Raw genomic sequence first — 22,500 nt, 5'->3', positions numbered from 1 at the left:
GGAGGTTCGCGGATCACGATCGCTGGGGGTCGAAAGGCCCAGGAGCTCTCTTCCAGCTCCTGGGCCTTTCGCGCTGTTCAGGACCTACTTCGCGTAGATCGCGTCGATGTCGGAGGCGTACGTGTTCGCCACGACCGACCGCTTCAGCTTCAGCGACGGCGTCATCTCGCCACCGGCCTCGGTGAAGTCCACCGGCAGCACGCGGAACTTGCGGATCGCCTCCGCCTTGGACACCGACCTGTTCGCCTCGTCCACCACGGCCTGGATCTCGGCCAGCAGGTCGGGGTCCTCGACCAGGTCGGGCACCTCGGCCGAGGCCGGCTTGCCGTGCGACTCCTTCCACGCCGGGAAGAACTCCGGGTCGATCGTGATCAGCGCGCCGATGAACGGCTGCTTGTCGCCGACGACCATGCACTGCGAGATCAGCGGGTGCGCCCGGATGCGGTCCTCGAGCTGTGCGGGGGAGACGTTCTTGCCACCGGCGGTGACGATGATCTCCTTCTTGCGCCCGGTGATCCTCAGGAAGCCCTCGCCGTCGAGCTCGCCGATGTCACCGGTGTGGAACCAGCCGTCCTCCAGCGCCTCCTCGGTGGCGGCCTCGTTGTTCCAGTAGCCGGTGAAGACGATGTCGCCCTTGATGAGGATCTCGCCGTCCTCGGCGATGCGCACCGACGTGCCGGGCACCGGCAGGCCGACCGTGCCGACCTTCTCCTGGCCCTTGAACGTCACGCACGCCGCCGCCGACGTCTCGGTCAGGCCGTAGCCCTCGTAGACCGGGATGCCCGCGCCGCGGAAGAAGTGCGACAACCGGTCGCCCAGCGGCGCACCACCGGACACTGCGGCGACCGCGCGGCCACCGAGCGCGGCGCGCAGCTTCGAGAACACCAGCTTGTCGAACACGGCGTGCTTGACCCGCAGGCCGAAGCCGGGGCCGCCGTCGTCGAGCGCCTGGCTGTAGGCGACCGAGGTGGCCTCGGCGGCGTCGAAGATCTTGCCCTTGCCGCCGGCGTGCGCCTTCTGCTTGGCGCCGTTGTAGACCTTCTCGAACACGCGCGGCACGGCGACGACGAACGTCGGGCGGAACTGGCCGAGGTCGCCGACGAGGTTCTGCACGTCCGCGGTGTGGCCCAGCGTGGCACGCGAGTACACGCACGCGAGGTACAGGGCACGCGCCAGGATGTGCGCGAGCGGCAGGAACAGCAGCAGCGAGTTGCCGGCCGCGAGGATCTCCGGGAACCGCGACAGCGCCGACCGCACCTCGGACAGCAGGTTGCGGTGCGTCAGCGTGCAGCCCTTGGGGCGGCCGGTGGTGCCGGAGGTGTAGACGAGCGTCGCCGTCTCGTCCGCCTTCACCTGGCCGCGGCGCTCGTGCACCTGCTCGTCGGTGATCTCGGCACCCAGCGCCGTCAGCTCGTCGACGGCGGGCGCGGAGCCCTCGATCTGCCACACGTGCCGCAGCTCGGGCAGCGTGCCGACGACCTCGTCGACCAGCGCGCGGTGCTGCGCGGCCTCGACGAACACCGCCTTCGCGCCCGAGTCGGACAGGATCCACTGGATCTGGCCTGCCGACGAGGTCTCGTAGATCGGCACGACCACGCCGCCCGCCGCCCAGATGGCGAAGTCGAGCAGCGACCACTCGTAGCGGGTCTTCGACACCAGGCCGACGCGGTCGCCGTGCTCCAGGCCGGCGGCGATCATGCCCTTGGCGACCGCCATGACCTGCGCGGCGAAGTCCCGCGCGGTGATGTCGACCCAGGTGCCGTCGACCTGCCTGCGGAAGCTGACGGCGTTGCCGAACCGTTCCGCGTTGGCCCACACCATGTCGGTGAGGTTCTCCTCAGGAGCCACTGCGGCGGTGGCGGGGACGCTGAACTCGCGCACGTCAACCTCCGTACGATGATTTGTTACTGGTGGGGAAACTTAGCGTGTGATTCCGGCGATACAAAGGTTGGTACGCCCTTCCGTTACCTTTTGACCCCATGGCCAGTGTGGACGTCGTCGACGAGACATTCCTGGCGGTCCCGCCCAGCGTGGTCGCCGCAGCCTTCTCCGTGCCGTCGTCGTGGCGGGCGTTCTGGCCGGACCTGGAGCTCGACGTCTACGCAGACCGGGGCCAGGAGGGCCTGCGCTGGACGGTGGGCGGCGCGCTCGTGGGCACCATGGAGGTCTGGCTCGAGCCGATGCTCGACGGCACCCTGCTGCACTACTTCCTCCGCGCTGATCCGCCCGCCGGGTCGCTCACTCCGCGCAGCGCGCGCCGTGAGGTGCAACGCCGCCAGCTCGCCGCCAAGTCCGTGGCACTCGGCCTCAAGCTGACCCTGGAGGACGGCCGTCCGGCCGGCTGCCCTCCGGCCGGGTGATCGACAGTGGCACGTGTCTCGTGAAACCCCGGTGCGCCCGTTGAACTAGGTTGGGACCGTGCGGGTTCACGTGGTTTCGGATGTGCACGGCAACGCGGAGGCGCTGGCGCGTGCCGGTGACGGGGCGGACGCGCTCGTCGTGCTGGGCGACCTCATCGACTTCGTGGACTACTACGACCACTCCAAGGGCATCATGGGCCGCGTGTTCGGCCCGGAGAAGGTCGGGGTCTTCGCCGAGCTGCGCCGCGGCACCCGGCGCGCCGACACCGCGGGCTACGTCCGGTCCCTGTGGGACGGTCTGGACGACGCCCGCGCGGTCGTGGAGGAAGCGGTGCTGGAGCAGTACCACGCGTTGTTCGGGGCGATGTCCGCGCCGACGTACGCGACACCGGGCAATGTGGACAGTCCGCACCTGTGGCCGCGGTTCGCCCGCGACGGCGTGCACGTCGTCGACGGCGCCGCGGTGGAGATCGGCGGCCTGCGGTTCGGGTTCGCGGGCGGCGGGCTGCTCATGCCGGGACACGTGCGCAACCCCGACGCGCCCTGGTTCCCGTACCTGCGCACCGAGCAGGACATGGCGGCCGCGCTGGACCGGATGGGGGAGGTCGACGTGCTGTGCACGCACATCCCGCCGCAGGTCCCCGACCTGACCTACGACGTCGTCGCGCGCCGCCCGGAGTGGGGCTCGCGGCCGGCGCTGGACAAGATCGTGCGGGAACGCCCGCGCTGGTCGGTGTTCGGGCACGTGCACCAGCCGCTGGCCCGCCGGGTGCGCGTCGGCTACACCGATTGCATCAACGTCGGGCACTTCCAGCGCAGCGGCAAGCCTCACGTCCTCAACTGGTAAAGACGCGAGTAGCCTCCTGTTCCATGGCCGACGAGTCCACTCAGTCCATCGTCATCGACGCGCCGCCTGAGAAGATCATGGCGATCATCGCGGACTTCCCGTCGTACCCGGACTGGGCGAACGGGATGAAGGAGGTCGAGGTCCTCGACACCCGCGACGACGGCCGCGCCGAGCAGGTGCGGTTCGCGATCGACCAGGGTCCCGTGAAGGACGAGTACACGCTGAGGTACGACTGGGCGCCCGACGGCCTCTCGGTGCGCTGGGACCTCGTCAAGGGCACCATGCAGAAGTCGCAGCACGGCAGCTACGTGCTGGAGCCGTCGGGGACCGGCACCAAGGTCACCTACACGCTGTCGGTGCAGCTGGTGATCCCGATGATCGGGCTGTTCCGCCGCAAGGCCGAGAAGCTGATCCTCGACACCGCGCTCAAGGAGCTCAAGAAGCGCGCGGAGAAGGCGGCTTGAGCCGGGTCCTGCTCTTCACCGGCAAGGGCGGGGTCGGCAAGACCACCCTGGCCGCCGCGACGGCGGCGACGCTCGCGGCGCACGGCCGCAAGGCGCTCGTGGTGTCGACCGATCCCGCGCACTCCCTGGGCGACGCGCTCGACGTGCGCCTGGGTGCCGCCCCGTCCGAAGTGGACGGTGCAGGCGGCCTGTTCGCCTGCCAGATCGACCCCCGCGGACTCGTCGACGACGCCTGGGGTGACCTGCGCGGGCACCTGCGCACCGTGCTGGCCGGCGCCGGGGTCGACGAGCTCGACGCCGAGGAGCTGACCGTCCTGCCGGGCGTGGAGGAGCTCCTCGCGCTGGCGGAGGTGCGCAGGCTCGCCGCGGCCGGGCCGTGGGAGGTCGTGGTCGTCGACTGCGGTCCGACGGCGGAGACGCTGCGGCTGCTGTCGCTGCCCGAGGCGTTCGCGGGCTACCTGGAGAGGCTCTTCCCGACGCACCGGCGCGTGGTGCGCGGCCTGCTGGCCGGTGTCGCGGGTACCGGCACCGTCGAGAAGTGGGACGCGACGGCGGACGCGCTGAGCCGGCTGGCGGAGCGGCTGGACGCGCTGCGGTCGATGCTCGCGGACCCGTCCTCGTGCTCGGTGCGGCTGGTGCTCACGCCCGAACGCGTGGTCGCCGCGGAGACCCGGCGGACGCTGACCGCGTTGGCGCTGCAGGGGATCCGGGTCGACAGCGTGATCGCGAACCGGCTGGTGCCGTCACCGGGACCGGCGCGCGGCGCGGCCGCCACGTGGCTGCGGACCCGGCGGCACGAGCAGGACGCGGTGCTCGCCGAGCTGACCGGCATCGGCGAGATCCGCACGGTCGACCACCGCGCGTCCGAACCCGTGGGCGTGACGGCGTTGCTGGAGGTCGCGGCGCAGCTGTACGGCGACGAGGACCCGTTGCCCGGTGCCGCGGTGTCGGAGTCGCTGCTGGAGGTGTCGGGCAGCGGACGCGGGCTCGACGCCCGATACTCGCTGCGGATCGCGTTGCCGCTGGCCGATGACACGGAACTGGACCTTGCGCGCGTGGGCGACGACCTGGCGCTGACCGTCGATGGCCGGCGTCGGCTCGTGGCGCTGCCCTCGTTGCTGAGGCGCTGCATCGTGACCGGTGCGGAGATGGACTCGGCCGGCGTGACGGTGGGGTTCCGGCCGGACCCGGCGCTGTGGCGTTGACCTCGTGGCGCTGATCAGGAGTTTTTCATGACCGAGAACAACGGCAAGCTCGCCGAGGAGCTGCGGCTGCTCATCGACACCGCCGCCGAGCGCATGCAGCCGTGGCTGCAGCGCGTGGCCGAAGCGGGCGATGGCGCGCACGCGCCGGAGACGTGCGGCTGGTGCCCGGTGTGCAACGGCGTCGCACTGCTGCGCGGCGACCGTTCCGAGCTCGCCGCGAAGGCCGCGGAGCACGCCGCCGGGCTGGTGGCGGTGCTGCGGGCCGCTCTGCGCGAACCGGGCACGCCCGCACCGGCCGAACCGGCCGAACCGGCCGAACCCGCTGACGCCGGGCAGCGCGTTCAGCACATCAAGGTCGTCAGGAAGACCGACTAGTGCTCACCGTCGGAGTCGATATCGGGGGCACCAGTGTGCGCGCTGGTGTCGTGGACGCGCGTGGGTCCGTGCTCGACACCTCGCGCGCACCGACACCCGCTGGTGAACGCGCTCTCGAAGACGCGCTCGTCGCCGCCGTGGAAGAGGTCGCGGCCCGGCACGCGGTGGACGCCGTCGGCCTCGCCGTCGCCGGGTTCATCGCCTCGGACCGCCGCACGGTGCGGTTCGCGCCGCACCTGGCGTGGCGGCAGATGAACGTCGCCGACCGCATGAGCGACCGCCTCGGCCTGCCCGTCGTGCTGGAACACGACGCGAACGCCGCCGCGCTGGCCGAACACCGCTTCGGTGCCGCTCGCGGCGCCAAGACCGCTGTTCTGGTGGCCATCGGGACCGGTATCGGCGCGGCCCTGCTGCTGGACGGCGAGGTGTTCCGCGGCGCGTACGGCGTTGCACCCGAGCTCGGTCATCTGCGCGTGGTGCCCGACGGCCGTCCGTGCCCGTGCGGCAAGAACGGCTGCTGGGAGCGCTACTGCAGCGGGACGGCACTGAGTGCGACCGCCGTGGAGCTGCTGGCCAAGCACCCCGGCATCTCGACCGTGCTCGGCCGTGAGGCCGCAGGCGACTCACGCGCCGTGACGGGTCGTCGAGTCGCCGGTGCCGCACGCGACGGTGACCCGTTGGCGCAACGCGCGATGGCCGACCTGGCGCGCTGGCTCGGCGAGGGCCTGGCGCTGGTCGCCGACGTCTACGACCCCGAGGTGATCGTCATCGGGGGAGGGGTGTCGGAGTCGGCGCCGCTGTTCCTCGACGACGCCCGCGAGCGCTACGCCGCCGTCGTGACCGGCGCCGGTCACCGCCCGCTGGCCAGGATCCGCACCGCGCAGCTCGGCGACGACGCCGGCATCGTCGGTGCGGCGACCCTGGCCCGCGAGACGGTGTCGTCGATGGCCCGCAACCACCACCGCCCCTGAGTCAGCTCTTCAGGGGGTCGTGGCCCCAGTTCATGAGCGAGTAGCGCCACCGGCTGCTCTCGATCTCGCTGGTGGGCTGGTCGGGCCGCTGGGCGAGGTGGCGGTGCACGTAGCCGACCACCTTGCGCATGTGCCCGTAGTCGTCATCGGTCAGATCGGCCTTCTTGGCCTGCAGCAGCGCGACGATGCGGCGACCGGACGCGTGCCCGGTCGACTCGCCGCCGCTCTTGTCACCGACCTCCTTCGACTCGGCGGTGCCGAGCCACTTCTCCAGCTGGCTCGCGGTCATGTTCACGGCCTCGCCGAACTCCTTGCGCGTCTGCTCCTCGTCACCCACGTGCGTGTCCTCTCCTCCGTGTCGATCCCTGGCGGCCGGGTACCCGTGGTTACGCCGAACGACGCAACGCGACGAAGGGTCGGACGATGAGCGAGCACCCGTACAAGCCCGGCGACGAGGTCGAGTGGTCGAGTCACGGCAGCCGCACGCACGGCGAGGTGGAGGAGGAGATCACCACCGAGAAGCAGGCCGCCGGCCGCAAGGTGAAGGCGTCCGAGGACGAGCCGCAGTACCGCGTCCGCAGCGCCAAGAGCGGCCGCGACGCCGTCCACAAGCCGAGCGCCCTCCACCCGCACCGCTCGTCGTCCTCCGACTGACGCCGCGCCCGCCACACCTTTGCAACGAGTCTTTTGCGGACGTCGTCAAAAGACTTGTTGCAAAGCAGCAGGTCAGCTCAGTCGAGTTTGGGCTCGGCGGCGTCTGGTTACTGGCTGCGGCGGTAGCTAAGAGCTATGGGGCTAGCTGAGGCCAGCTGATATATCGCGTGAGGAGTGTCGCGGAGCGTGTCGGGGTCTGTTCGCCCGCCGCGAACACTTGGCCCGAAATGCCCAGTTTTGCCCATCGGGGGCCGCGGGACTGTCGGTCTTCGCGAGGAGAATGAAAGCAAGGGGTCCCCCTTCGCGGGGGACCCCTGCGTCAGCTCGGAGAAGCGGTGGTCTGGGTGTCAGCGGCCGAGCACGCGCAGGATGCGCGGCCGGCGGCGCTTGGCGCGGTCGGCGTCCTTCTTGCTCAGTGGTCGCCAGGGCGCGGGCCATCATCAGGTGCTGCATCTGGTCCATGCCGGCACCATAAGCACCGCCGAAACGTTATCTGAAGGTATGAGTGGCCGTTATCACGCCGTTACGAACCCGGCCGTGAGGTGTCACACCTGGGCGCCGTCGTCCCAGCCCGAGTCCGGCGGCGGGGTGTTGCGCATGCGCAGGATCAGCAGGCCGATGCCCGCGCACAGGGCCACGAGCGACAGCGGCGTGCCCAGGCTCGCGTGCAACCCGAAGAGCCCGGGGGCCACCAGCAGCACGATGCCCAGCACCAGGATCAGCAGCGCCACGATCGTCGAGGCGCGCAGCACCGGGAACGGCGGCGGCTCCGGCGGCACGTAGTGCTCGTCGGCTTCGGACCGGTCGCGGTCGTCGTCCTCCGGTTCGGGGAGCACGTCCTCGGCCGGGTCGTCCCGGTCCTCGGTCCGCGTCCTCACGTCCTCCGTGCCCGCCTCGTCGAGGTCGAGCCAGTCCTTGCCGACCCCGTCCCGCTCGAGACCCGCGACGATCTCGGCAAAGAGCTCGTCGACGTTCTCGGGGCCGTCGGTCGAGTCGCGCCGGGCGTTCATCCAGAGCCTCTCCATGTGCCGCAACCCTCTGACCCCTCATCGTTGCACGGAGCGGATGTGTTGCGGGTTACGGCAGTCGGCTCAGTCACGCCCGTGACGCACAACCGCGGGACTCGTTGTGTGAGCAGCGGTCGGCTCCGTAGGCTGGTTGCCGGGATCAAGGTTCGCGGGGTCTAGGGAGGCGCTTCCCAAAGTGCTGTACTGGTTGATGAAGCACGTCCTCCTGGGACCGGTTCTGCGGCTGTTCTTCCAGCCGAAGATCATCGAGGGCGCCGAGAACATCCCCAAGGAGGGTGGCGCCATCCTGGCGAGCAACCACCTCGCCGTCTCCGACTCGTTCTTCCTGCCGCTGATGCTGTCGCGGCGGGTCACCTTCCCCGCGAAGATCGAGTACTTCACCGGCACGGGGATCAAGGGCAAGCTGCAGAAGTGGTTCTTCTCCGGCGTCGGCCAGGTGCCGATCGACCGGTCCAGCGCCTCCGCCGCGCAGGGCGCCCTCGACACCGGTGTGCGGATCGTGCGCGAGGGCAAGCTGCTCGGCATCTACCCCGAGGGCACCCGTTCGCCCGACGCCCGCCTCTACAAGGGCAAGGTCGGGGTCGCGTGGATCGCGCTGGAGTCCGGTGCGCCGGTCATCCCCGTGGCGATGTTCGGCACGGACAAGGCCAACCCCATCGGCTCGAGGATGTGGAAGCCGCACCCGATCCGCATCAAGATCGGCAAGCCGCTCGACTTCTCGCGCTACGAGGGCCTGTCCGGCGACCGGTTCGTGCTGCGGTCGATCACCGACGAGATCATGTACGCGCTCATGGAGCTCTCCGGCCAGGAGTACGTCGACGTCTACGCGGCCAAGGCCAAGGAGCTGCCCGGCAACGCGTCCGAGCAGGGCGGGAAGGCCGACCGGGTGCCCGAGAAGAAGGCGAGCTGAGCGGCACCCTAGGGTGTCGCGGTGCGGTTCTTCTACGACTGTGAGTTCATCGAGGACGGGGTGACGATCGACCTGGTGTCGATCGGTGTGGTCGACGAGGAAGGCCGCGAGTTCTACGCCGTGTCCACCGAGTTCGACCCCGAGCGCGCGGGTCCGTGGGTGCGGCAGAACGTCCTCAACCAGCTGCCCTCACCCGCGGACAAGGCGTGGCGCAGCCGCGCCCGCATCCGCGAGGACCTGCTCGACTTCCTCGGCGCCCGCAACGCCGCGCGCGACGACGTCGAGCTGTGGGCGTGGTTCGCCGCCTACGACCACGTGGCGCTGGCGCAGCTGTGGGGCGCCATGCCGGCGTTGCCGCGCGCCCTGCCCCGGTTCACCCGCGACTTGCGGCAACGCTGGGACGACGTCGGCCGCCCCAAGCTGCCCGCCCCTCCCGCCGACGCCCACGACGCCCTGGCCGACGCGCGGCACAACCTCGCGCGCTGGAAGGTGATCGAGGAACACCGGCAGAAAACCGGTTTTCCGGTCCGGTAAGTGAGACCCGCATTGCTGCACCGATACAGCTCGTGAAAGTCTGCGTGACACAGAACACGAGAGATGGGGAAGCAGATGCGCATCGGTGTGCTCACTGGCGGTGGTGACTGCCCCGGTCTGAACGCCGTGATCCGGGCCGTGGTCCGCAAGGGCATCAAGGCACACGGCTGGGAGATCGTCGGGTTCCGCAACGGGTGGCAGGGCCCGATCGAGAACCTCACCAAGTCGATCGACCTCGCGGACGTCGAGGAGATCCTGACCCGCGGTGGCACGATCCTGGGCTCGTCGCGCACGAACCCCTACAAGGTCGAGGGCGGTGTCGACCGCATCCGCGAGACCATCGCGGCGAACAACGTCGACGCCATCATCGCGATCGGCGGCGAGGACACCCTCGGTGTCGCCAAGCGCCTGACCGACGACGGCATCGGCGTCGTCGGCGTGCCGAAGACGATCGACAACGACCTCGGCGCCACGGACTACACGTTCGGCTTCGACACGGCCGTCCACATCGCGACCGAGGCCATCGACCGCCTGCGCACCACGGCCGAGTCGCACCACCGTGCGCTCGTCGTCGAGGTCATGGGCCGGCACGCGGGCTGGATCGCGCTGCACTCCGGTCTCGCCGGTGGCGCGAACGTCATCCTCGTCCCGGAGCGCCCGTTCAGCGTCGACAAGGTCGTCGAGCACGTCGAGCGCCGCTTCGAGAGCGAGTTCGCGCCGATCATCGTCGTCGCCGAGGGCGCGATCCCCGAGGGCGGCGCCGAGGTGCTGCACTCCGGTGAGCGCGACGCGTTCGGCCACGTCCGCCTCGGCGGTGTCGGCCAGTGGCTCGCGGAGGAGATCGCGGACCGCACCGGCAAGGAGTCCCGCGCGGCCGTCCTCGGCCACATCCAGCGCGGTGGCACGCCGACCGCCTACGACCGCGTGCTCGCGACCCGCTTCGGCCTGCACGCCGTCGACGCCGTCGCCGCCGGTGACTTCGGCACCATGGTCGCGCTGCGCGGCACCGAGATCGTGCGCGTGAAGCTCTCCGAGGCCACGGCCGAGCTCAAGACCGTCCCGGCCGAGCGCTACGAAGAGGCCGAGGTCTTCTTCGGCGCCTGACCCGGTAGCTCACGGGCAACCGATATATCAGTTGTGCAAAAGACGTTTGCGGACGACCGCAAACGTCTTTTGCATGAGTGGCGATTTGTGCTGGTCAGAAGGCTTTGACGTCGAGGTAGGCGGCGAAGGTGCCGAGCCAGTGGTCAGCCATGTAGCCGTGGCCGCCGAACACGTAGGTCCACCCGGCTTCGCGGTGTGCGGCGGAGGCCGTGCGCGCCAGGTCCGCGTACCGGTGCCCGGCCGGCACCGCGTCGGCGATCGCCTCCCAGTTCCAGGCGCGCGACAACGCGAGCCCGGCCAGGTGCGAGCCGTACGGGTCACTGGGGTCGTCGACCGGGAACGGCTCACGCAGCGACCGCCACCGTTCCGCGTCCAGCTCCGGCAGGTAGGCGTCGAGCCAGGCGGCGAACTCGCCGGTGCCCAGCGCGCGCCGCATCAGGTCGGCCGTCGTCAGCGCGGGGGACAGGAAGTCGGCGGCGTCCGGTTCGAACCCGCCGTACGCCTTCTCGTCGCCGTGCCAGCGCAACGCCGCCTCGGCGCACGCGGTGACCAGCTCGGTGTCGCCGTTCGCCTGAGCCGCGTCGAACACCAGCCCGGTCGCGAACGCCGTGTTGCTGTGCGTCCCCGTCCGGATCGGCAACCGGGCCGCCGAGACCCACTCCAGCCACCGGTCGCGCAGCACGTCCGCGATCGGCGCCACCGACCACGGCAGCCCGGACGACCGCAGCTCCGCGTCGAGCAGCAGCAACCACGCCCACCCGTAGGGCCGCTCCCAGTACCGGCCCGCCGGTGAGGCGAAGAACGCGGCCTCCACGGCGCAGTTGTCCTGCGTGATCAGCTTGTCCAGCACGTCCCGCGCCAGGTCCGCGCCCTCCAGCTCCGGCCGCAACCGCAGCAGCCGCACCGCGAGCCACGTCTGGTGCACGCAGGAGTGCCAGTCGAACGACCCGGCGAACACCGGGTGCAGCACCCGTTGCGGCACCAGCCGGTCGTCGTTGTCGATCACGTGGGTCCAGTGCACGGGGTGGTCGCGCTGGACGTTGTCGATCGCGATGGCCAGCAGCCGGGCCGCGGTGCGGTCATCCAATCGGGTGGCATTCATGTGGCAATCATGCAATGTGACGTCTCAACAGGGCAGAGGCCAGCTGCCGCTGCCGATCGTTGACAACTGACAGACGACCGGGCAAAGCCGCTCGTCAACCGGTCGTGGCCGCGGTCGTGATCTTCGGCGGGCGGCTGACAGGGCCGACCCGGTCTCTCAGTGTGGAACAACTAAGCTGAGCAGCGTGAACTGGACCGTGGACGTGCCCATCGACACGCTTCCCGAGCTTCCGCCGCTGCCTCCCGAGATGCGCAAGCGCCTGGACGACGCCCTGTCGCGCCCGGCCGCCCAGCAGCCGGAGTGGCCCGACGCCGAACAGGTGCGTCGTGTGCGGACGGTGCTCGAGAGCGTGCCGCCGATCACCGTGCCCGCCGAGATCGACCGGCTGCACACGCAACTGGCGCAGGTCGCGAACGGTCAGGCGTTTCTGCTGCAGGGTGGTGACTGCGCGGAGACGTTCGCGGACAACACCGAGCCGCACATCCGCGCGAACATCCGGACCCTGCTGCAGATGGCCGTGGTACTGACCTACGGCGCGAGCCTGCCGGTGGTGAAGGTCGGCCGCATCGCCGGCCAGTACGCCAAGCCGCGTTCGTCGAACATCGACGCCCTCGGCCTGCCGTCCTACCGCGGCGACATCATCAACTCCCTGGTGGCCACGCCCGAGGCCCGTGTCCCGGACCCCGGTCGCATGATCCGCGCGTACGCCAACGCCGGTGCCGCGATGAACCTGCTGCGGGCGCTGACCGGCGCGGGTCTGGCCGACCTGCACCGCGTGCACGACTGGAACCGCGACTTCGTGCGCACCTCGCCCGCCGGTGAGCGCTACGAGGCGCTGGCCGGTGAGATCGACCGCGGCCTGCGGTTCATGTCGGCGTGCGGGGTCACCGACCAGTCGCTGCACGGCACCGAGATCTTCGCCTCGCACGAGGCGCTGCTGCTCGACTACGAGCGCGCCCTGCTGCGCCTGGACACCACCGGTGAGCAGCCCAGGCTGTACGACCTGTCGTCGCACTTCGTGTGGATCGGTGAGCGCACCCGCCAGCTCGACGGCGCGCACATCGCGTTCGCGGAGCTGCTGGCCAACCCGATCGGCCTGAAGATCGGCCCGTCGACGTCGCCGGAGATGGCCGTGGAGTACGTCGAGCGCCTCGACCCGCGGGGCGAACCGGGCCGCCTGACGCTCATCTCGCGCATGGGCAACCAGAAGGTCCGCGACGTGCTCCCGGCGATCGTGGAGAAGGTCGAGGCCAGCGGCCACAAGGTCATCTGGCAGTGCGACCCGATGCACGGCAACACCCACGAGTCGAGCACCGGCTACAAGACCCGCCACTTCGACCGCATCGTCGACGAGGTGCAGGGCTTCTTCGAGGTGCACCGGCGCCTGGGCACCCACCCCGGCGGCATCCACATCGAGCTGACCGGCGAGGACGTCACCGAGTGCCTGGGCGGCGCCCAGGAGATCTCCGACGCCGACCTGGCCGGCCGCTACGAGACGGCCTGCGACCCGCGCCTGAACACCCAGCAGTCACTGGAGCTGGCGTTCCTCGTCGCGGAGATGCTGCGCTCGTAGGTTTCCTGAAGACCGGCTGAAGAACGGAGGGCCCCGCGTCGAGAACGCGGGGCCCTCCGTGTTCTCACGGTCAGAGACCGATGATCGTGATCTCGGTACCGCGGCGCACCTTGCTGCGCGGCTGCGGGTCCTGGTTCACGACGGTCGCGTTGCCGCTCTTGTTGAACTCGACCTTGACCTTGAAGCCGAGGCGTTCGAGCTCCTCCTTGGCCTCGCGGACCTTCTTGCGGGTCACGTCCGGCACCTCGACCTCGCTGGTGTCCTCGAAGAACACCGTGACGCGCTTGCTCGACCCGACCTCCAGCACCGTGTTGGCCGCGGGATCGGTCCGGGTGACCCGCAGGTCGTCGGGGTTGCCGCCGTTCTGGCCCGCCTCCACCGGTTCGAGGCCCAGGCGCTGCAGCTCGGCGAACGCCTCGTCCCTCTTCTTGCCCTTCAGGTCCGGCACGGTCACCCGCGGCGCCGGGCCCTTGCTCAGCACCAGCGTGACCGGCTTGCCGATCTCCAGCGCCGTACCGGGCCGCGGGTCGAGCGCCACGACCTTGCCGATCGGCACGGTCTCGTGGAACGCGTCCTTCGCCGGGTCCTTGGTCGCCGTCAGACCGACCGCCTCGACCTCCTTGGTCGCGACCTCCACCTCGACGCCGACGGTCACGAACGGCACGACCGGCTTGCCCCGCGACACGATGAGCTTCACCGACTCGCTCTTGCGCATCTCGGTGCCGTTGCCCGGCTCGGTGCGGATGACCTGACCCAGCGGCACCGTGTTCGACGGCTCCCGCACGACCAGCGGCGTGAGGTCGGCGCTCGACAGCAACCGGGTCGCGTTCGTCTCCGACTGACCCGACACCTCCGGCACGGTCGTCCAGCGGCCCGCGCTGAGGTACCAGGAGAACAGCCCGGCGATCAGCACCAGCACCGCGGCAACGGACCCCCAGATGGTCATCAGCCGCTTCTTGCGCTTGCGCTCCTCCTCGGCCGCGTCGACCTTCTTCTTGCGCTCAGGGGGGCGCCGGCGGGGCGGTTCGGGCCGCTGCATCGTGCGGGTGGCCGTCGCGGCCGGGGGAGGACCGGTGTTGACCGTCGTCATCGCCGGCTTGCGCACCGGCGTCGTCGCCTCGGCCACGGCCACCGGCGTCACACCGACGGCCACCGGGACGGGGCGCATCACGACGGTCCTGTCGTTCTCGGGCGCCGTACCGGGAACGGGCACCGGCTGCGGCGTCAGGCCCAGCTCCGCGCCCACGCGTTCGAGCTCGGCGAGGAACGCGTCCGCGTTCGCCGGCCGCAGCGCCGGGTCGCGCCGCGTCGCCTTGCGCACGAGCGTGTCCAGGGCCAGCGGGATCTCGGGGATCGACGGGACGTCCGAGGTCACGTGCCGGTAAGCGACGGAGATGGGGGTCTCGCCGCGGTAGGGCGCCTGCCCGGCCAGCATCTCGTAGAGCACGATCCCGGCCGAGTACACGTCACTGCGCGCGTCCGCCGAACCCGTCTCCACCTGTTCGGGTGAAAGGTAGGCGACGGTGCCGAGGATCTCGCTGTCGCTGGTGATGCCGTTCTCACCGATCGCGCGCGCCAGCCCGAAGTCGGCGACCTTCACCTGGCCGGCCGACCCGATCAGCACGTTCTCCGGCTTCACGTCGCGGTGCACCAGGCCGGCGCGGTGGGCCGCACCCAGCGCGGACAGCACCGGGCCCAGCACGCTGAGCGCCGTGGCGGGAGGGAGCTTGCCGCGCTGGTTGAGCAGGTCGCGGAGGTTGCCGCCGTCGATCAGCTCCATCACCAGGTACACCTGGTCACCGTCGACGCCCTGGTCGTGCACCGACACCACGGCCGGGTGGTGCAGCTGCGCCGACGCGCGCGCCTCGCGTTCGAAGCGCGCGACGAAAGCGGGGTCCGCGGTCAGGCGCGGATCCATCACCTTCACGGCGACCTCGCGGTCAAGGCGGGTGTCGCGACCTCGATAGACGGTGGACATGCCACCGCGCGCGAGCACGGAGTCCACCCGGTAGCGCTGCTCCAGCAGTCCACCCATCACGTTCGAAACCGACCTCTCCACAGTGCGAGATGGTAAAGCTCAGGATGACCCGGTTGGCGGAAGGGCGTTCACAGTTGAGTTATGGCATCGTGACCCCCGTGAGTGCGATTCCTGCCGCTGCGGATGTACTGGCTGCCGACCTGGAGGTTCTTCCCCTCCCGGAGGTGGCCGACCGATTGGGACTTCCGGTCACCCGGGTCCACCAAATGCTGCGCGACGGGCAGCTGCTCGCCGAGCGGCGCGACGGCGTCCTCGTCGTTCCCGAAGCCTTCCTCGCCGCCGCGGGGGTGGTGAAGGGGCTGCCCGGCACCATCACGGTGCTGCGCGACCAGGGCTTCTCGACGAACGAGATCCTGCGCTGGCTGTTCGCGGAGGACGACAGCCTCCCCGGCACTCCGATCGAAGCATTGCGCGGAGACCGTGGGCGTGAGGTGAAGCGACGCGCCCAGGCGATGGGCTTCTAGATCACCCGATGCGGCGGTTCCGGGCGTCTCCGCAGACCAGAGGCGTCCGGAACCCCTGACCCGACGTGCCCGCCCGCGACGCCGAACGCCGCCGGGTAACGCCGGCCTCATCCGGTGGACGCTCGGGCGAGCACCACCCGGCCTGCTGTGCCGGCGCTCATTCGTAGCGGGTGGACAGGCCGAACGGGTCCGGCTTCACCAGCGACCTCGCCGCGAGCGCAGACACCAGCAACGCGAAGAACAGGTAGCCCCACGAGTACAGCGCGGTGTCGCCGTTGGGGAACGTCACCAGCAGCAGGAACACCGAGGCCAGCGACACCGCCACCAGCGCGCCCGTGGTCCACGCGAACCCGGCGGCCAGCGCCAGCGGCCAGCTGAAGTACCACGGCAGCGTGGCGGGGGACAGCAGCGCGACCGCCAGCATCGTCACCGCGCCGCGGCGGATGGCGTTGCGGACCTCGCCGTCACGCGACGCCCACCACTGCGTGTACGCGATCCAGACGAGCACGATCGACCCGAGGGCCCGTGCGACGCCGAGGAAGATGCCGCCGTCGACGTAGACGAACCAGTTGACGACCATCCGCACGAAGTCGCCGACCGCGCTCGGGACCGACAGCCAGTTGATGATCATCGACGAGCTGCGCAGCGCCGGTATCCAGCCGAGGCCCACCCCCGCGACGAGCGTGCACGCGAGGAACGCCCCGGCGAACGCCGCCACACCGGGCAGCAGCGCCTTGCGGAACCGGGCGCGCTTGTCGCCCTCCAGCCGCGCCGCCCAGATCCACACCAGGAACGGCACGACCACGACCGCCGTCGCCTTCACCGAGAACGCGAGGCCGAGCAGCACGAAGCCCAGCACGTGCCTGCGGTCGAGCACCAGCAGCACACCGGCGGCCATCAGCCCGATCATCAGGAGGTCGTTGTGCGCGCCGCCGACCAGGTGGATCAGCAGCAGCGGGTTGGCCGCCACCAGCCACAGCGCGATCGCCGACTTCCCGCCCAGGTGCCGCGCGATGCCGGGCAGCGCCCAGCACAGCAGCACCAGCCCGCCGGCCAGCGCGAAGCGCATCGCGACGACGCCGAGGATCACGCTCGCGTCGGTCGCCCACACGATCGCCTTCGCGACCAGGATGAACAGCGGCCCGTACGGTGCCGGCGTGTGCTGCCAGACCCAGCTGACGTTGTCGCTCAGGGTGCTCTGCAGCACCGCGGGCCCGACCTCGTACGGGTCGTAGCCGGTCAGCGCGAGCTGGCCCTGCGCGAGGTAGCTGTAGATGTCCTTGCTGAACAGCGGCGGTGCGAACAGCAACGGCAACGTCCACACCGTCACCGCGACCAGCACCGCGAAGTCACCGATCTCGCCCCACCGCACGAGGCGGCCCAGGCGGACCCACGCCCAGATGACGAGGCCCAGGCCGATGTAGAGCACCATGTTGGCCAGGTCGTGGCCGTGGCCGTAGCGCAGCCAGCTCAGCCCGACCTTCGTGAGCAGCGGGTCCCGTTGCAGGATCGCGCCCGCGCCCATTCCGCCCAGCGCGATCAGCGCGACGCCCAGCAGGCCGAGCATGGTCGTGCGGATGGGGATGGCGTAGGGGTTCTTCTCGAGCACAGCTTCAAGAGGCTCCTGTGGAGACACCTCGGAGCTCGTGCGGGGAAGGGACGGGGTTGCAGCCATCGCCCGAACATCGTTGCACAAGGCGCGGAAGCGTCAGCAAGCAACGGCCCCCACTGGTCACGAGGAGTTAATCAGCGCACACGGCCGACGAGCGGCGGTCGTCCTCAGAAGGTCCGCTTCGTCGAGCTGATCGCGAGCTCGGCGAGCTTCGCGGCGGCCGGTTCCGCGACGGGGGCGTCGTCGAGCGCGGCGAGGGCGCTCTTGGTGAGGTCCTCGATGCGTTCCTCGACGGCGTCGACGGCGCCGACCTCGACGAGCTGGCGGCGGACCTCCTCGACGGTGGCGAGGTCGAGGTCCGGCTTGCCGAGCGCGATGTCCAACACATCGGCACCGAACTGCATGCCCAGCGCCACGAGCAGGGTGCGCTTGCCCTCGGCGAGGTCGTCGCCCGCGGGCTTGCCGGTCACCCCGGGGTCGCCGAACACGCCGAGCAGGTCGTCGCGCAGCTGGAACGCGACGCCGATGTCGGCACCGAACGCCCGCAGCCCGTCGACCAGCTCCGGCGAGCCGCCGGCCATCGCCGCGCCCATGTGCAGCGGCCGTTCGACGGTGTAGGCGGCGGTCTTGAGCCGGTCGATCCGCACCGCCGCGTCCGCCGACGAGTCGCCCCGCGCCTGCGTGAGGACGTCGAGGTACTGGCCGGCGAGCATCTCGGTGCGCATGTCCCGCCACGGCTCGCTCAGCCGGCGCAGCACGTCCGACGGCAGCCCGGCGGCGAAGAGCATGTCGTCGGCCCAGGCCAGTGCGATGTCACCGATGAGCACCGCCGCCGACATGCCGAACCGCTCCGGCGAACCGAGCCAGCCCTGCTCGCGGTGCCGCTCGCCGAACGCGATGTGCACGGTCGGCTTGCCCCGGCGCACCGAGGAGGCGTCCATCAGGTCGTCGTGGATCAACGCGCACGCCTGGATCAGCTCCAGCGAGCTGACCGCGGTGAGCACCTCACCGGCGAGGCTCGCCGTCGGGGTCGCCCCCCGCCGCGCGCCACCCCCACCACGCGTAGGTCGGGCGGATGCGCTTGCCGCCGCCCAGCACGAACCCGGACAGCGCGTCCACCGCGCTCGCGAAGCTCGGGTCCATCGCCTCGCCCGACGCGCGCCGGGAGGCCAGGTACGTGGTCAGCGCTTCTTCGACGTGCGCGGGCAGTGCGACGTCGACGGGGTGGTGGGACACCCCTCCATGGTCCGCTGTGTCGGGTGCCACCCGCACGTCGGGGCGACCCCGTCCACATCGTGAGCCACCGTCCCACCAGGCGGACGACCCATTAGGGTGGGGACCATGACGTCGGTGGTGGAGCGGCTGCAGGGGCAGTCCCCCAAGTTCTCGGTCGAGTTCCTCCCGCCGAGGAACGCGGACGACGAGCGTGTCCTGTGGACCGCCGTGCGCGAGCTGGAGGCGTTCGACCCGGCGTTCGTCTCGATCACCTACGGCGCCGGCGGTTCGAGCCGCGACCGCACGATCCGCGCCACCGCCCGCGTCGCCCAGGAGACGACGCTGCTGCCGGTCGCCCACCTCACCGCCGTCGACCACTCGGTGGCCGAGCTGCGCAACGTCATCGGCTGGTACGCGGCGGTCGGCGTGCGCAACGTGCTGGCGCTGCGCGGCGACCCCCCTGGCGACCCGATGGGCGAGTGGGTCGCGCACCCGCAGGGCCTGACCTACGCGGAGGAGCTCGTGCGGCTCGTGCGCGAGCTCGGCGACTTCTGCGTGGGCGTGGCGGCGTTCCCGTACGGGCACCCGCGCTCCGGTGACCTCGCGACCGACGTGAAGTTCCTGGTGCGCAAGCTGAACGCCGGCGCGGACTACGCGGTGGCGCAGCTGTTCCACGAACCGGAGCCGTTCCTGCGGATGCGCGACAGCGTGGCGGCGACGGGCTGCACGGCGACGTTGCTGCCGGGGATCATGCCGATCCTGTCGCCGCGCGCGCTCACGAAGATCGTGGAGCTGTCCGGCGCCGACCTGCCGGTGGAGCTGGCACGCCGGCTGGACCGCTACGCCGACGACCCGGCCGGGTTCCGCGCGACCGGCATCGACATCGCCACCGAGATGTGCCGGCGCCTGCTCGACGAGGGCGTGCCGGCGCTGCACTTCTACACGATGAACCGGGCCAAGGCGACGCGCGAGGTCCTGGGCCGCCTGGGCCTGGTGACGCGCGCCTAGACCGTCACGTTGCGCTTGTGCGCGAGGAGCGCGAGCACGACGACGATCAGCGCCGCACCGCCGGTGAGACCCGCGACGAGCAACACCCAGCCGAGGAACGAGCTGGAGTTCTCGCCCGCGTACTGCACGGTGGCCTGCAGCATCGACGCCTGACCGGGTTTCGGAGACCACGCGATCGTGTTGTTCTCCTCCTCCCGGCCGTTGGTGTTCACGACCCGGCCGGGGAAGCTGACCTTGACCTGGATGTCCGCGCGTTCCACCGGCACCTGGGTCAGGTCGACCGAGCCCGACAGCGTGACCAGGTCGCCGGAGCGCCGGAAGTTCAGGCTGTAGCGGCTGTTCGACGAGCTGGTGGCGGTGGAGAGCGTGCGCATCTCCTCGAACGACAACCCGTTGAAGAACAGCTGCGTGCCCGCGTACGACTCCACCCGGTACGGCTTGGTGGTGACGCGGCTCGCGAGCTCCGGCGGCACCTTGAGCTGGGGACCGGGGTCGTTGTCCTGCGTGGGCGGGGTGGCCGCGACGATCTCACCCGAGACGCGGTCGTCGTCGGACACGGCCATCGCCGCGTACACGCGAACGCAACCGCTCAACGAGAACAGGGTGAGCAGCAGGAAGACCGGCACGAGCAGTGCCGAGGATCTACGCACGGCGGACATCCTGCCAGGACGGCCGGGACGACGCAGTCCCTCCTTTGGTCGTGAGCTTGACTAACTACCTTTTGGCGTCGATCACCGCGAGGTAGCGTCTGCGGCCATGGCATCCGTGCACGACATCAGCAACAAGTTCGTCACCGACCACGTGGCGCTCGACCCCATCACGGCCACCAGCCTGGGCTTCGCCGGTTCCGACGACCAGCTGACGGACTTCTCCCCGGAAGGGCACGCGGCACGCGACGAGGTCGCCGCCCGCGCACTCGCCGACATCACGGCCGCCGACCCCGCGGATGCTTCTGAAGCGGCGGCGAAAGCCGTGTTCCAGGAACGGGTCGGCCTCGAACGCGAGCTGTACGCCGCCGGCCTCACCGAATCCTCGCTGAACGTGATCGCGAGCCCCATCCAGTCGGTCCGCGACATCTTCGACCAGATGCCGACCGACACGCCCGGGCAATGGGCCACGATCGGGCGGCGTCTCGCGGCGGTACCTGCCTCCCTGTCCGGTCTGCGGGCCTCGCTGTCGGCCGCCGCGGCCCGCGGGAACGTGTCCGCGCTGCGCCAGGTGACCAAGGTGGCCGACCAGTGCGACACGTGGGCCGGCACGTTCTTCGGCTCCTTCGTCGCCAAGGCGGACGTCCCCGGCTCGGTGCGCGCCGACCTCGACTCCGGTGCCGCGGCCGCGTCCGCCGCCTACGCCGACTTCGCCTCATTCCTGCGCACGTCGCTGGCACCGCTCGCACCCGAGAAGGACGCCGTCGGCGAGGAGCGCTACCGCCTCGGCTCCCGCTACTTCACCGGCTCGAAGCTCGACCTGGCCGAGGCCTACGCGTGGGGCTGGGAGGAGTTCCTCTCCATCGAGGCGGAGATGAAGGAGGTCGCGGCACGGCTCAAGCCCGGCGCCTCGCTCGCGGAGACGGCGGCATATCTCGACGAGCACCCCCGCTACCAGGTGCACGGCCAGGACGGCCTGCGGGCGTGGATGCAGGAGCTGTCCGACAAGGCCCTGCTCGACCTGCGCGACGTGCACTTCGACCTGCCGGACGCGCTGATGAACCTCGAGTGCAAGATCGCCCCGCCCGGCGGTGGCGTCGGCGCCTACTACACGCCGCCGACCGCGGACTTCTCCCGGCCCGGCCGCATGTGGTGGTCGGTCGCCGAGGGCAAGACGGTGTTCCCGACGTGGCGGGAGACCTCGACGGTCTACCACGAGGGCGTGCCGGGGCACCACCTCCAGTGCGCGACGGCGGTGTACCAGTCGGAGAGCTTGAACGACTTCCAGCGCCTCATGTGCTGGGTGTCGGGTCACGGCGAGGGCTGGGCGCTGTACTCGGAACGCCTCATGCGCGAGCTCGGCTACCTCGACGACGACGGCGACCTGCTCGGCATGCTCGACGCGCACCTGTTCCGCGCCGCCCGCGTCATCATCGACATCGGCATGCACCTGGAGCTGGAGATCCCGCAGGGGACCGGGTTCCACCCCGGTGAGCGCTGGACGCCCGAGCTGGGCCTGGAGTTCATGCTCACCAGGACGCTGACCGAGGCCGCGCACGTCCACGACGAGATCGACCGCTACCTCGGCTGGCCCGGCCAGGCCCCGGCGTACAAGATCGGCGAACGCCTCTGGCTCGCCGCCCGCGAGGACGCCCGTGCCCGCAAGGGCGCGGACTTCGACCTCAAGCAGTTCCACCAGCAGTCGCTGGAGATGGGCTCGATGGGCCTCGACACCCTCCGCGAACGCCTCGCCGCGCTGTAGCTGCGTTCAGCAAGCGATGTGCGATGTGCGATATCCGGTATATCGGCGTGAGCACCGGCTGCGCCCCAGCTGACTGATATACCGGATATCGCACATCGGTGGTGTGCAACGCCACACCGGTCAGGACACGGCGGCGGCCCACCGCACGCGGACGCGGTTCGTGAACGGGTCGGCGTCATCGGTGCGCACGAACTCCAGCCACGGCCCGCCGGCCTCCGGCCGCACCGAGGCGAACCCGTCCCCGCTGCGCACCACCGGGTGCCCGGTCGCCCGCGCCGCCGCGAGCGGGTCGTGCGCGTCGACGACCACCGCCGCGATCGCACCGGTGTACTCGGGACGAGGTTCGAGCACGCAGAACTCGTTGCCCTGCGGGTCTCTCAGCACCACCCACGGCACATCGCGCTGTCCGACGTCGGCGTGCTCGGCACCCAGTTCCACCGCCCGCGCCACGATGTCCGCCTGGTTCTGCGGCGAGGTCGACGCCAGGTCGAGGTGCACCCGGTTCTTCTCGATCTTCGGCGCGTCGCTCCACACGAACGTCAGCTCGACCTCGTCGCCCGCGAGCTCGGACCAGAACGCCGCCAGCGCGGAGGGATCTGCGGCGTCGAACGTGATTTCCACTCGTAC

At 70.5% G+C, this 22,500-nt stretch carries 22 protein-coding genes and 1 pseudogene; 14 read left to right on the top strand and 9 right to left on the bottom strand.

Annotated features, from left to right (window positions below):
* Positions 1-84: 84 nt before the first annotated feature.
* On the bottom strand, positions 85-1,881 hold the full coding sequence (locus tag ACVDFE_RS37460) for an AMP-dependent synthetase/ligase (RefSeq protein ID WP_360398586.1): 1,797 nt from the start codon (positions 1,879-1,881) through the stop codon (positions 85-87).
* Between the two features lie 98 nt (positions 1,882-1,979).
* Between ACVDFE_RS37460 and ACVDFE_RS37455 the strand changes: the two genes are divergently transcribed.
* From ACVDFE_RS37455 to ACVDFE_RS37430, 6 genes are read left to right on the top strand one after another with little or no spacing between them, the layout of a single operon-like run.
* Complete coding sequence (locus ACVDFE_RS37455; protein ID WP_360398584.1) at positions 1,980-2,360, top strand: polyketide cyclase / dehydrase and lipid transport; 381 nt, start codon at positions 1,980-1,982, stop codon at positions 2,358-2,360.
* A 58-nt stretch (positions 2,361-2,418) separates the two neighbouring features.
* The gene (locus tag ACVDFE_RS37450; protein ID WP_458433760.1) at positions 2,419-3,207 is read left to right on the top strand and encodes a metallophosphoesterase family protein; all 789 of its coding nucleotides are present in this window, start codon (positions 2,419-2,421) and stop codon (positions 3,205-3,207) included.
* 23 nt (positions 3,208-3,230) lie between these two features.
* Positions 3,231-3,671 carry an SRPBCC family protein gene (locus ACVDFE_RS37445; RefSeq protein ID WP_360398580.1) on the top strand — a complete coding sequence of 147 codons (441 nt, stop codon included), beginning with the start codon at positions 3,231-3,233 and terminating at the stop codon, positions 3,669-3,671.
* A complete protein-coding gene (locus ACVDFE_RS37440) occupies positions 3,668-4,876 on the top strand; it encodes an ArsA family ATPase (RefSeq protein WP_458433759.1) in 1,209 nt (402 codons plus the stop codon). The genes ACVDFE_RS37445 and ACVDFE_RS37440 overlap by 4 nt, the downstream gene beginning before the upstream one ends.
* Before the next feature lie 27 nt (positions 4,877-4,903).
* Positions 4,904-5,251: a hypothetical protein gene (locus tag ACVDFE_RS37435; protein ID WP_458433758.1), complete on the top strand. Its 348-nt coding sequence runs from the start codon at positions 4,904-4,906 to the stop codon at positions 5,249-5,251.
* Positions 5,251-6,222: an ROK family glucokinase gene (locus ACVDFE_RS37430; protein ID WP_458433757.1), complete on the top strand. Its 972-nt coding sequence runs from the start codon at positions 5,251-5,253 to the stop codon at positions 6,220-6,222. The genes ACVDFE_RS37435 and ACVDFE_RS37430 overlap by 1 nt, the downstream gene beginning before the upstream one ends.
* 1 nt (position 6,223) lies before the next feature.
* Here the strand turns inward: ACVDFE_RS37430 and ACVDFE_RS37425 are convergent, their stop codons facing one another.
* Positions 6,224-6,559 carry a DUF3140 domain-containing protein gene (locus tag ACVDFE_RS37425; protein WP_360398572.1) on the bottom strand — a complete coding sequence of 112 codons (336 nt, stop codon included), beginning with the start codon at positions 6,557-6,559 and terminating at the stop codon, positions 6,224-6,226.
* 86 nt (positions 6,560-6,645) lie between these two features.
* Here ACVDFE_RS37425 and ACVDFE_RS37420 point away from each other — a divergent pair, with 86 nt between their 5' ends.
* Entirely contained in the window at positions 6,646-6,876 is a 231-nt protein-coding gene (locus tag ACVDFE_RS37420) for a DUF2945 domain-containing protein (RefSeq protein WP_458433756.1), read from the top strand.
* A gap of 545 nt (positions 6,877-7,421) precedes the next feature.
* Here the strand turns inward: ACVDFE_RS37420 and ACVDFE_RS37415 are convergent.
* Complete coding sequence (locus ACVDFE_RS37415) at positions 7,422-7,901, bottom strand: hypothetical protein (protein ID WP_458433755.1); 480 nt, start codon at positions 7,899-7,901, stop codon at positions 7,422-7,424.
* 178 nt (positions 7,902-8,079) lie between these two features.
* Here ACVDFE_RS37415 and ACVDFE_RS37410 point away from each other — a divergent pair, with 178 nt between their 5' ends.
* The 3 genes from ACVDFE_RS37410 (at position 8,080) to ACVDFE_RS37400 (ending at position 10,452) form a co-directional block, all read left to right on the top strand.
* Entirely contained in the window at positions 8,080-8,814 is a 735-nt protein-coding gene (locus tag ACVDFE_RS37410; protein WP_360398566.1) for a lysophospholipid acyltransferase family protein, read from the top strand.
* Between the two features lie 21 nt (positions 8,815-8,835).
* Positions 8,836-9,348, top strand: coding sequence for a polyadenylate-specific 3'-exoribonuclease AS (locus ACVDFE_RS37405; protein ID WP_360398564.1), 513 nt, complete (start codon positions 8,836-8,838; stop codon positions 9,346-9,348).
* 75 nt (positions 9,349-9,423) lie between these two features.
* Positions 9,424-10,452, top strand: a complete 1,029-nt coding sequence (locus ACVDFE_RS37400; protein WP_360398612.1) for a 6-phosphofructokinase — start codon at positions 9,424-9,426, stop codon at positions 10,450-10,452.
* 94 nt (positions 10,453-10,546) lie between these two features.
* Here the strand turns inward: ACVDFE_RS37400 and ACVDFE_RS37395 are convergent, their stop codons facing one another.
* Complete coding sequence (locus ACVDFE_RS37395; protein WP_360398562.1) at positions 10,547-11,554, bottom strand: DUF2891 domain-containing protein; 1,008 nt, start codon at positions 11,552-11,554, stop codon at positions 10,547-10,549.
* 184 nt (positions 11,555-11,738) lie between these two features.
* On the opposite strand from ACVDFE_RS37395, the gene ACVDFE_RS37390 reads away from it, so the two are divergent.
* Positions 11,739-13,127: a class II 3-deoxy-7-phosphoheptulonate synthase gene (locus tag ACVDFE_RS37390; RefSeq protein ID WP_360398560.1), complete on the top strand. Its 1,389-nt coding sequence runs from the start codon at positions 11,739-11,741 to the stop codon at positions 13,125-13,127.
* Positions 13,128-13,197: 70 nt separating this feature from the next.
* Here the strand turns inward: ACVDFE_RS37390 and pknB are convergent, their stop codons facing one another.
* Positions 13,198-15,186, bottom strand: a complete 1,989-nt coding sequence (pknB, locus tag ACVDFE_RS37385) for a Stk1 family PASTA domain-containing Ser/Thr kinase (protein WP_360398558.1) — start codon at positions 15,184-15,186, stop codon at positions 13,198-13,200.
* Positions 15,187-15,263: 77 nt separating this feature from the next.
* On the opposite strand from pknB, the gene ACVDFE_RS37380 reads away from it, so the two are divergent.
* Positions 15,264-15,629, top strand: coding sequence for an Rv2175c family DNA-binding protein (locus tag ACVDFE_RS37380; protein ID WP_360398556.1), 366 nt, complete (start codon positions 15,264-15,266; stop codon positions 15,627-15,629).
* 157 nt (positions 15,630-15,786) lie between these two features.
* On the opposite strand, the gene mptB is transcribed toward ACVDFE_RS37380, so the two are convergent.
* Entirely contained in the window at positions 15,787-17,238 is a 1,452-nt protein-coding gene (gene mptB, locus ACVDFE_RS37375) for a polyprenol phosphomannose-dependent alpha 1,6 mannosyltransferase MptB (RefSeq protein WP_458433754.1), read from the bottom strand.
* Between the two features lie 170 nt (positions 17,239-17,408).
* Positions 17,409-18,477, bottom strand: a pseudogene (locus ACVDFE_RS37370) (polyprenyl synthetase family protein).
* A 105-nt stretch (positions 18,478-18,582) separates the two neighbouring features.
* On the opposite strand from ACVDFE_RS37370, the gene metF reads away from it, so the two are divergent.
* Positions 18,583-19,464, top strand: coding sequence for a methylenetetrahydrofolate reductase [NAD(P)H] (metF, locus tag ACVDFE_RS37365; protein ID WP_360398552.1), 882 nt, complete (start codon positions 18,583-18,585; stop codon positions 19,462-19,464).
* Here metF and ACVDFE_RS37360 read toward each other — a convergent pair.
* Positions 19,461-20,123, bottom strand: coding sequence for a DUF3153 domain-containing protein (locus tag ACVDFE_RS37360; RefSeq protein WP_458433753.1), 663 nt, complete (start codon positions 20,121-20,123; stop codon positions 19,461-19,463). The genes metF and ACVDFE_RS37360 overlap by 4 nt on opposite strands.
* A 97-nt stretch (positions 20,124-20,220) precedes the next feature.
* Here ACVDFE_RS37360 and ACVDFE_RS37355 point away from each other — a divergent pair, with 97 nt between their 5' ends.
* Positions 20,221-21,873: a DUF885 domain-containing protein gene (locus tag ACVDFE_RS37355; protein WP_360398548.1), complete on the top strand. Its 1,653-nt coding sequence runs from the start codon at positions 20,221-20,223 to the stop codon at positions 21,871-21,873.
* Positions 21,874-21,993: 120 nt separating this feature from the next.
* On the opposite strand, the gene ACVDFE_RS37350 is transcribed toward ACVDFE_RS37355, so the two are convergent.
* Positions 21,994-22,494 (bottom strand): VOC family protein, encoded by a 501-nt coding sequence (locus ACVDFE_RS37350; protein WP_360398546.1) that lies wholly within the window; start codon positions 22,492-22,494, stop codon positions 21,994-21,996.
* Positions 22,495-22,500: the final 6 nt, after the last annotated feature.

Source organism: Lentzea chajnantorensis (assembly GCF_054300775.1).
Note: the sequence above shows the minus strand (reverse complement) of the source record. Positions and strands in the feature narration are given on the sequence as shown.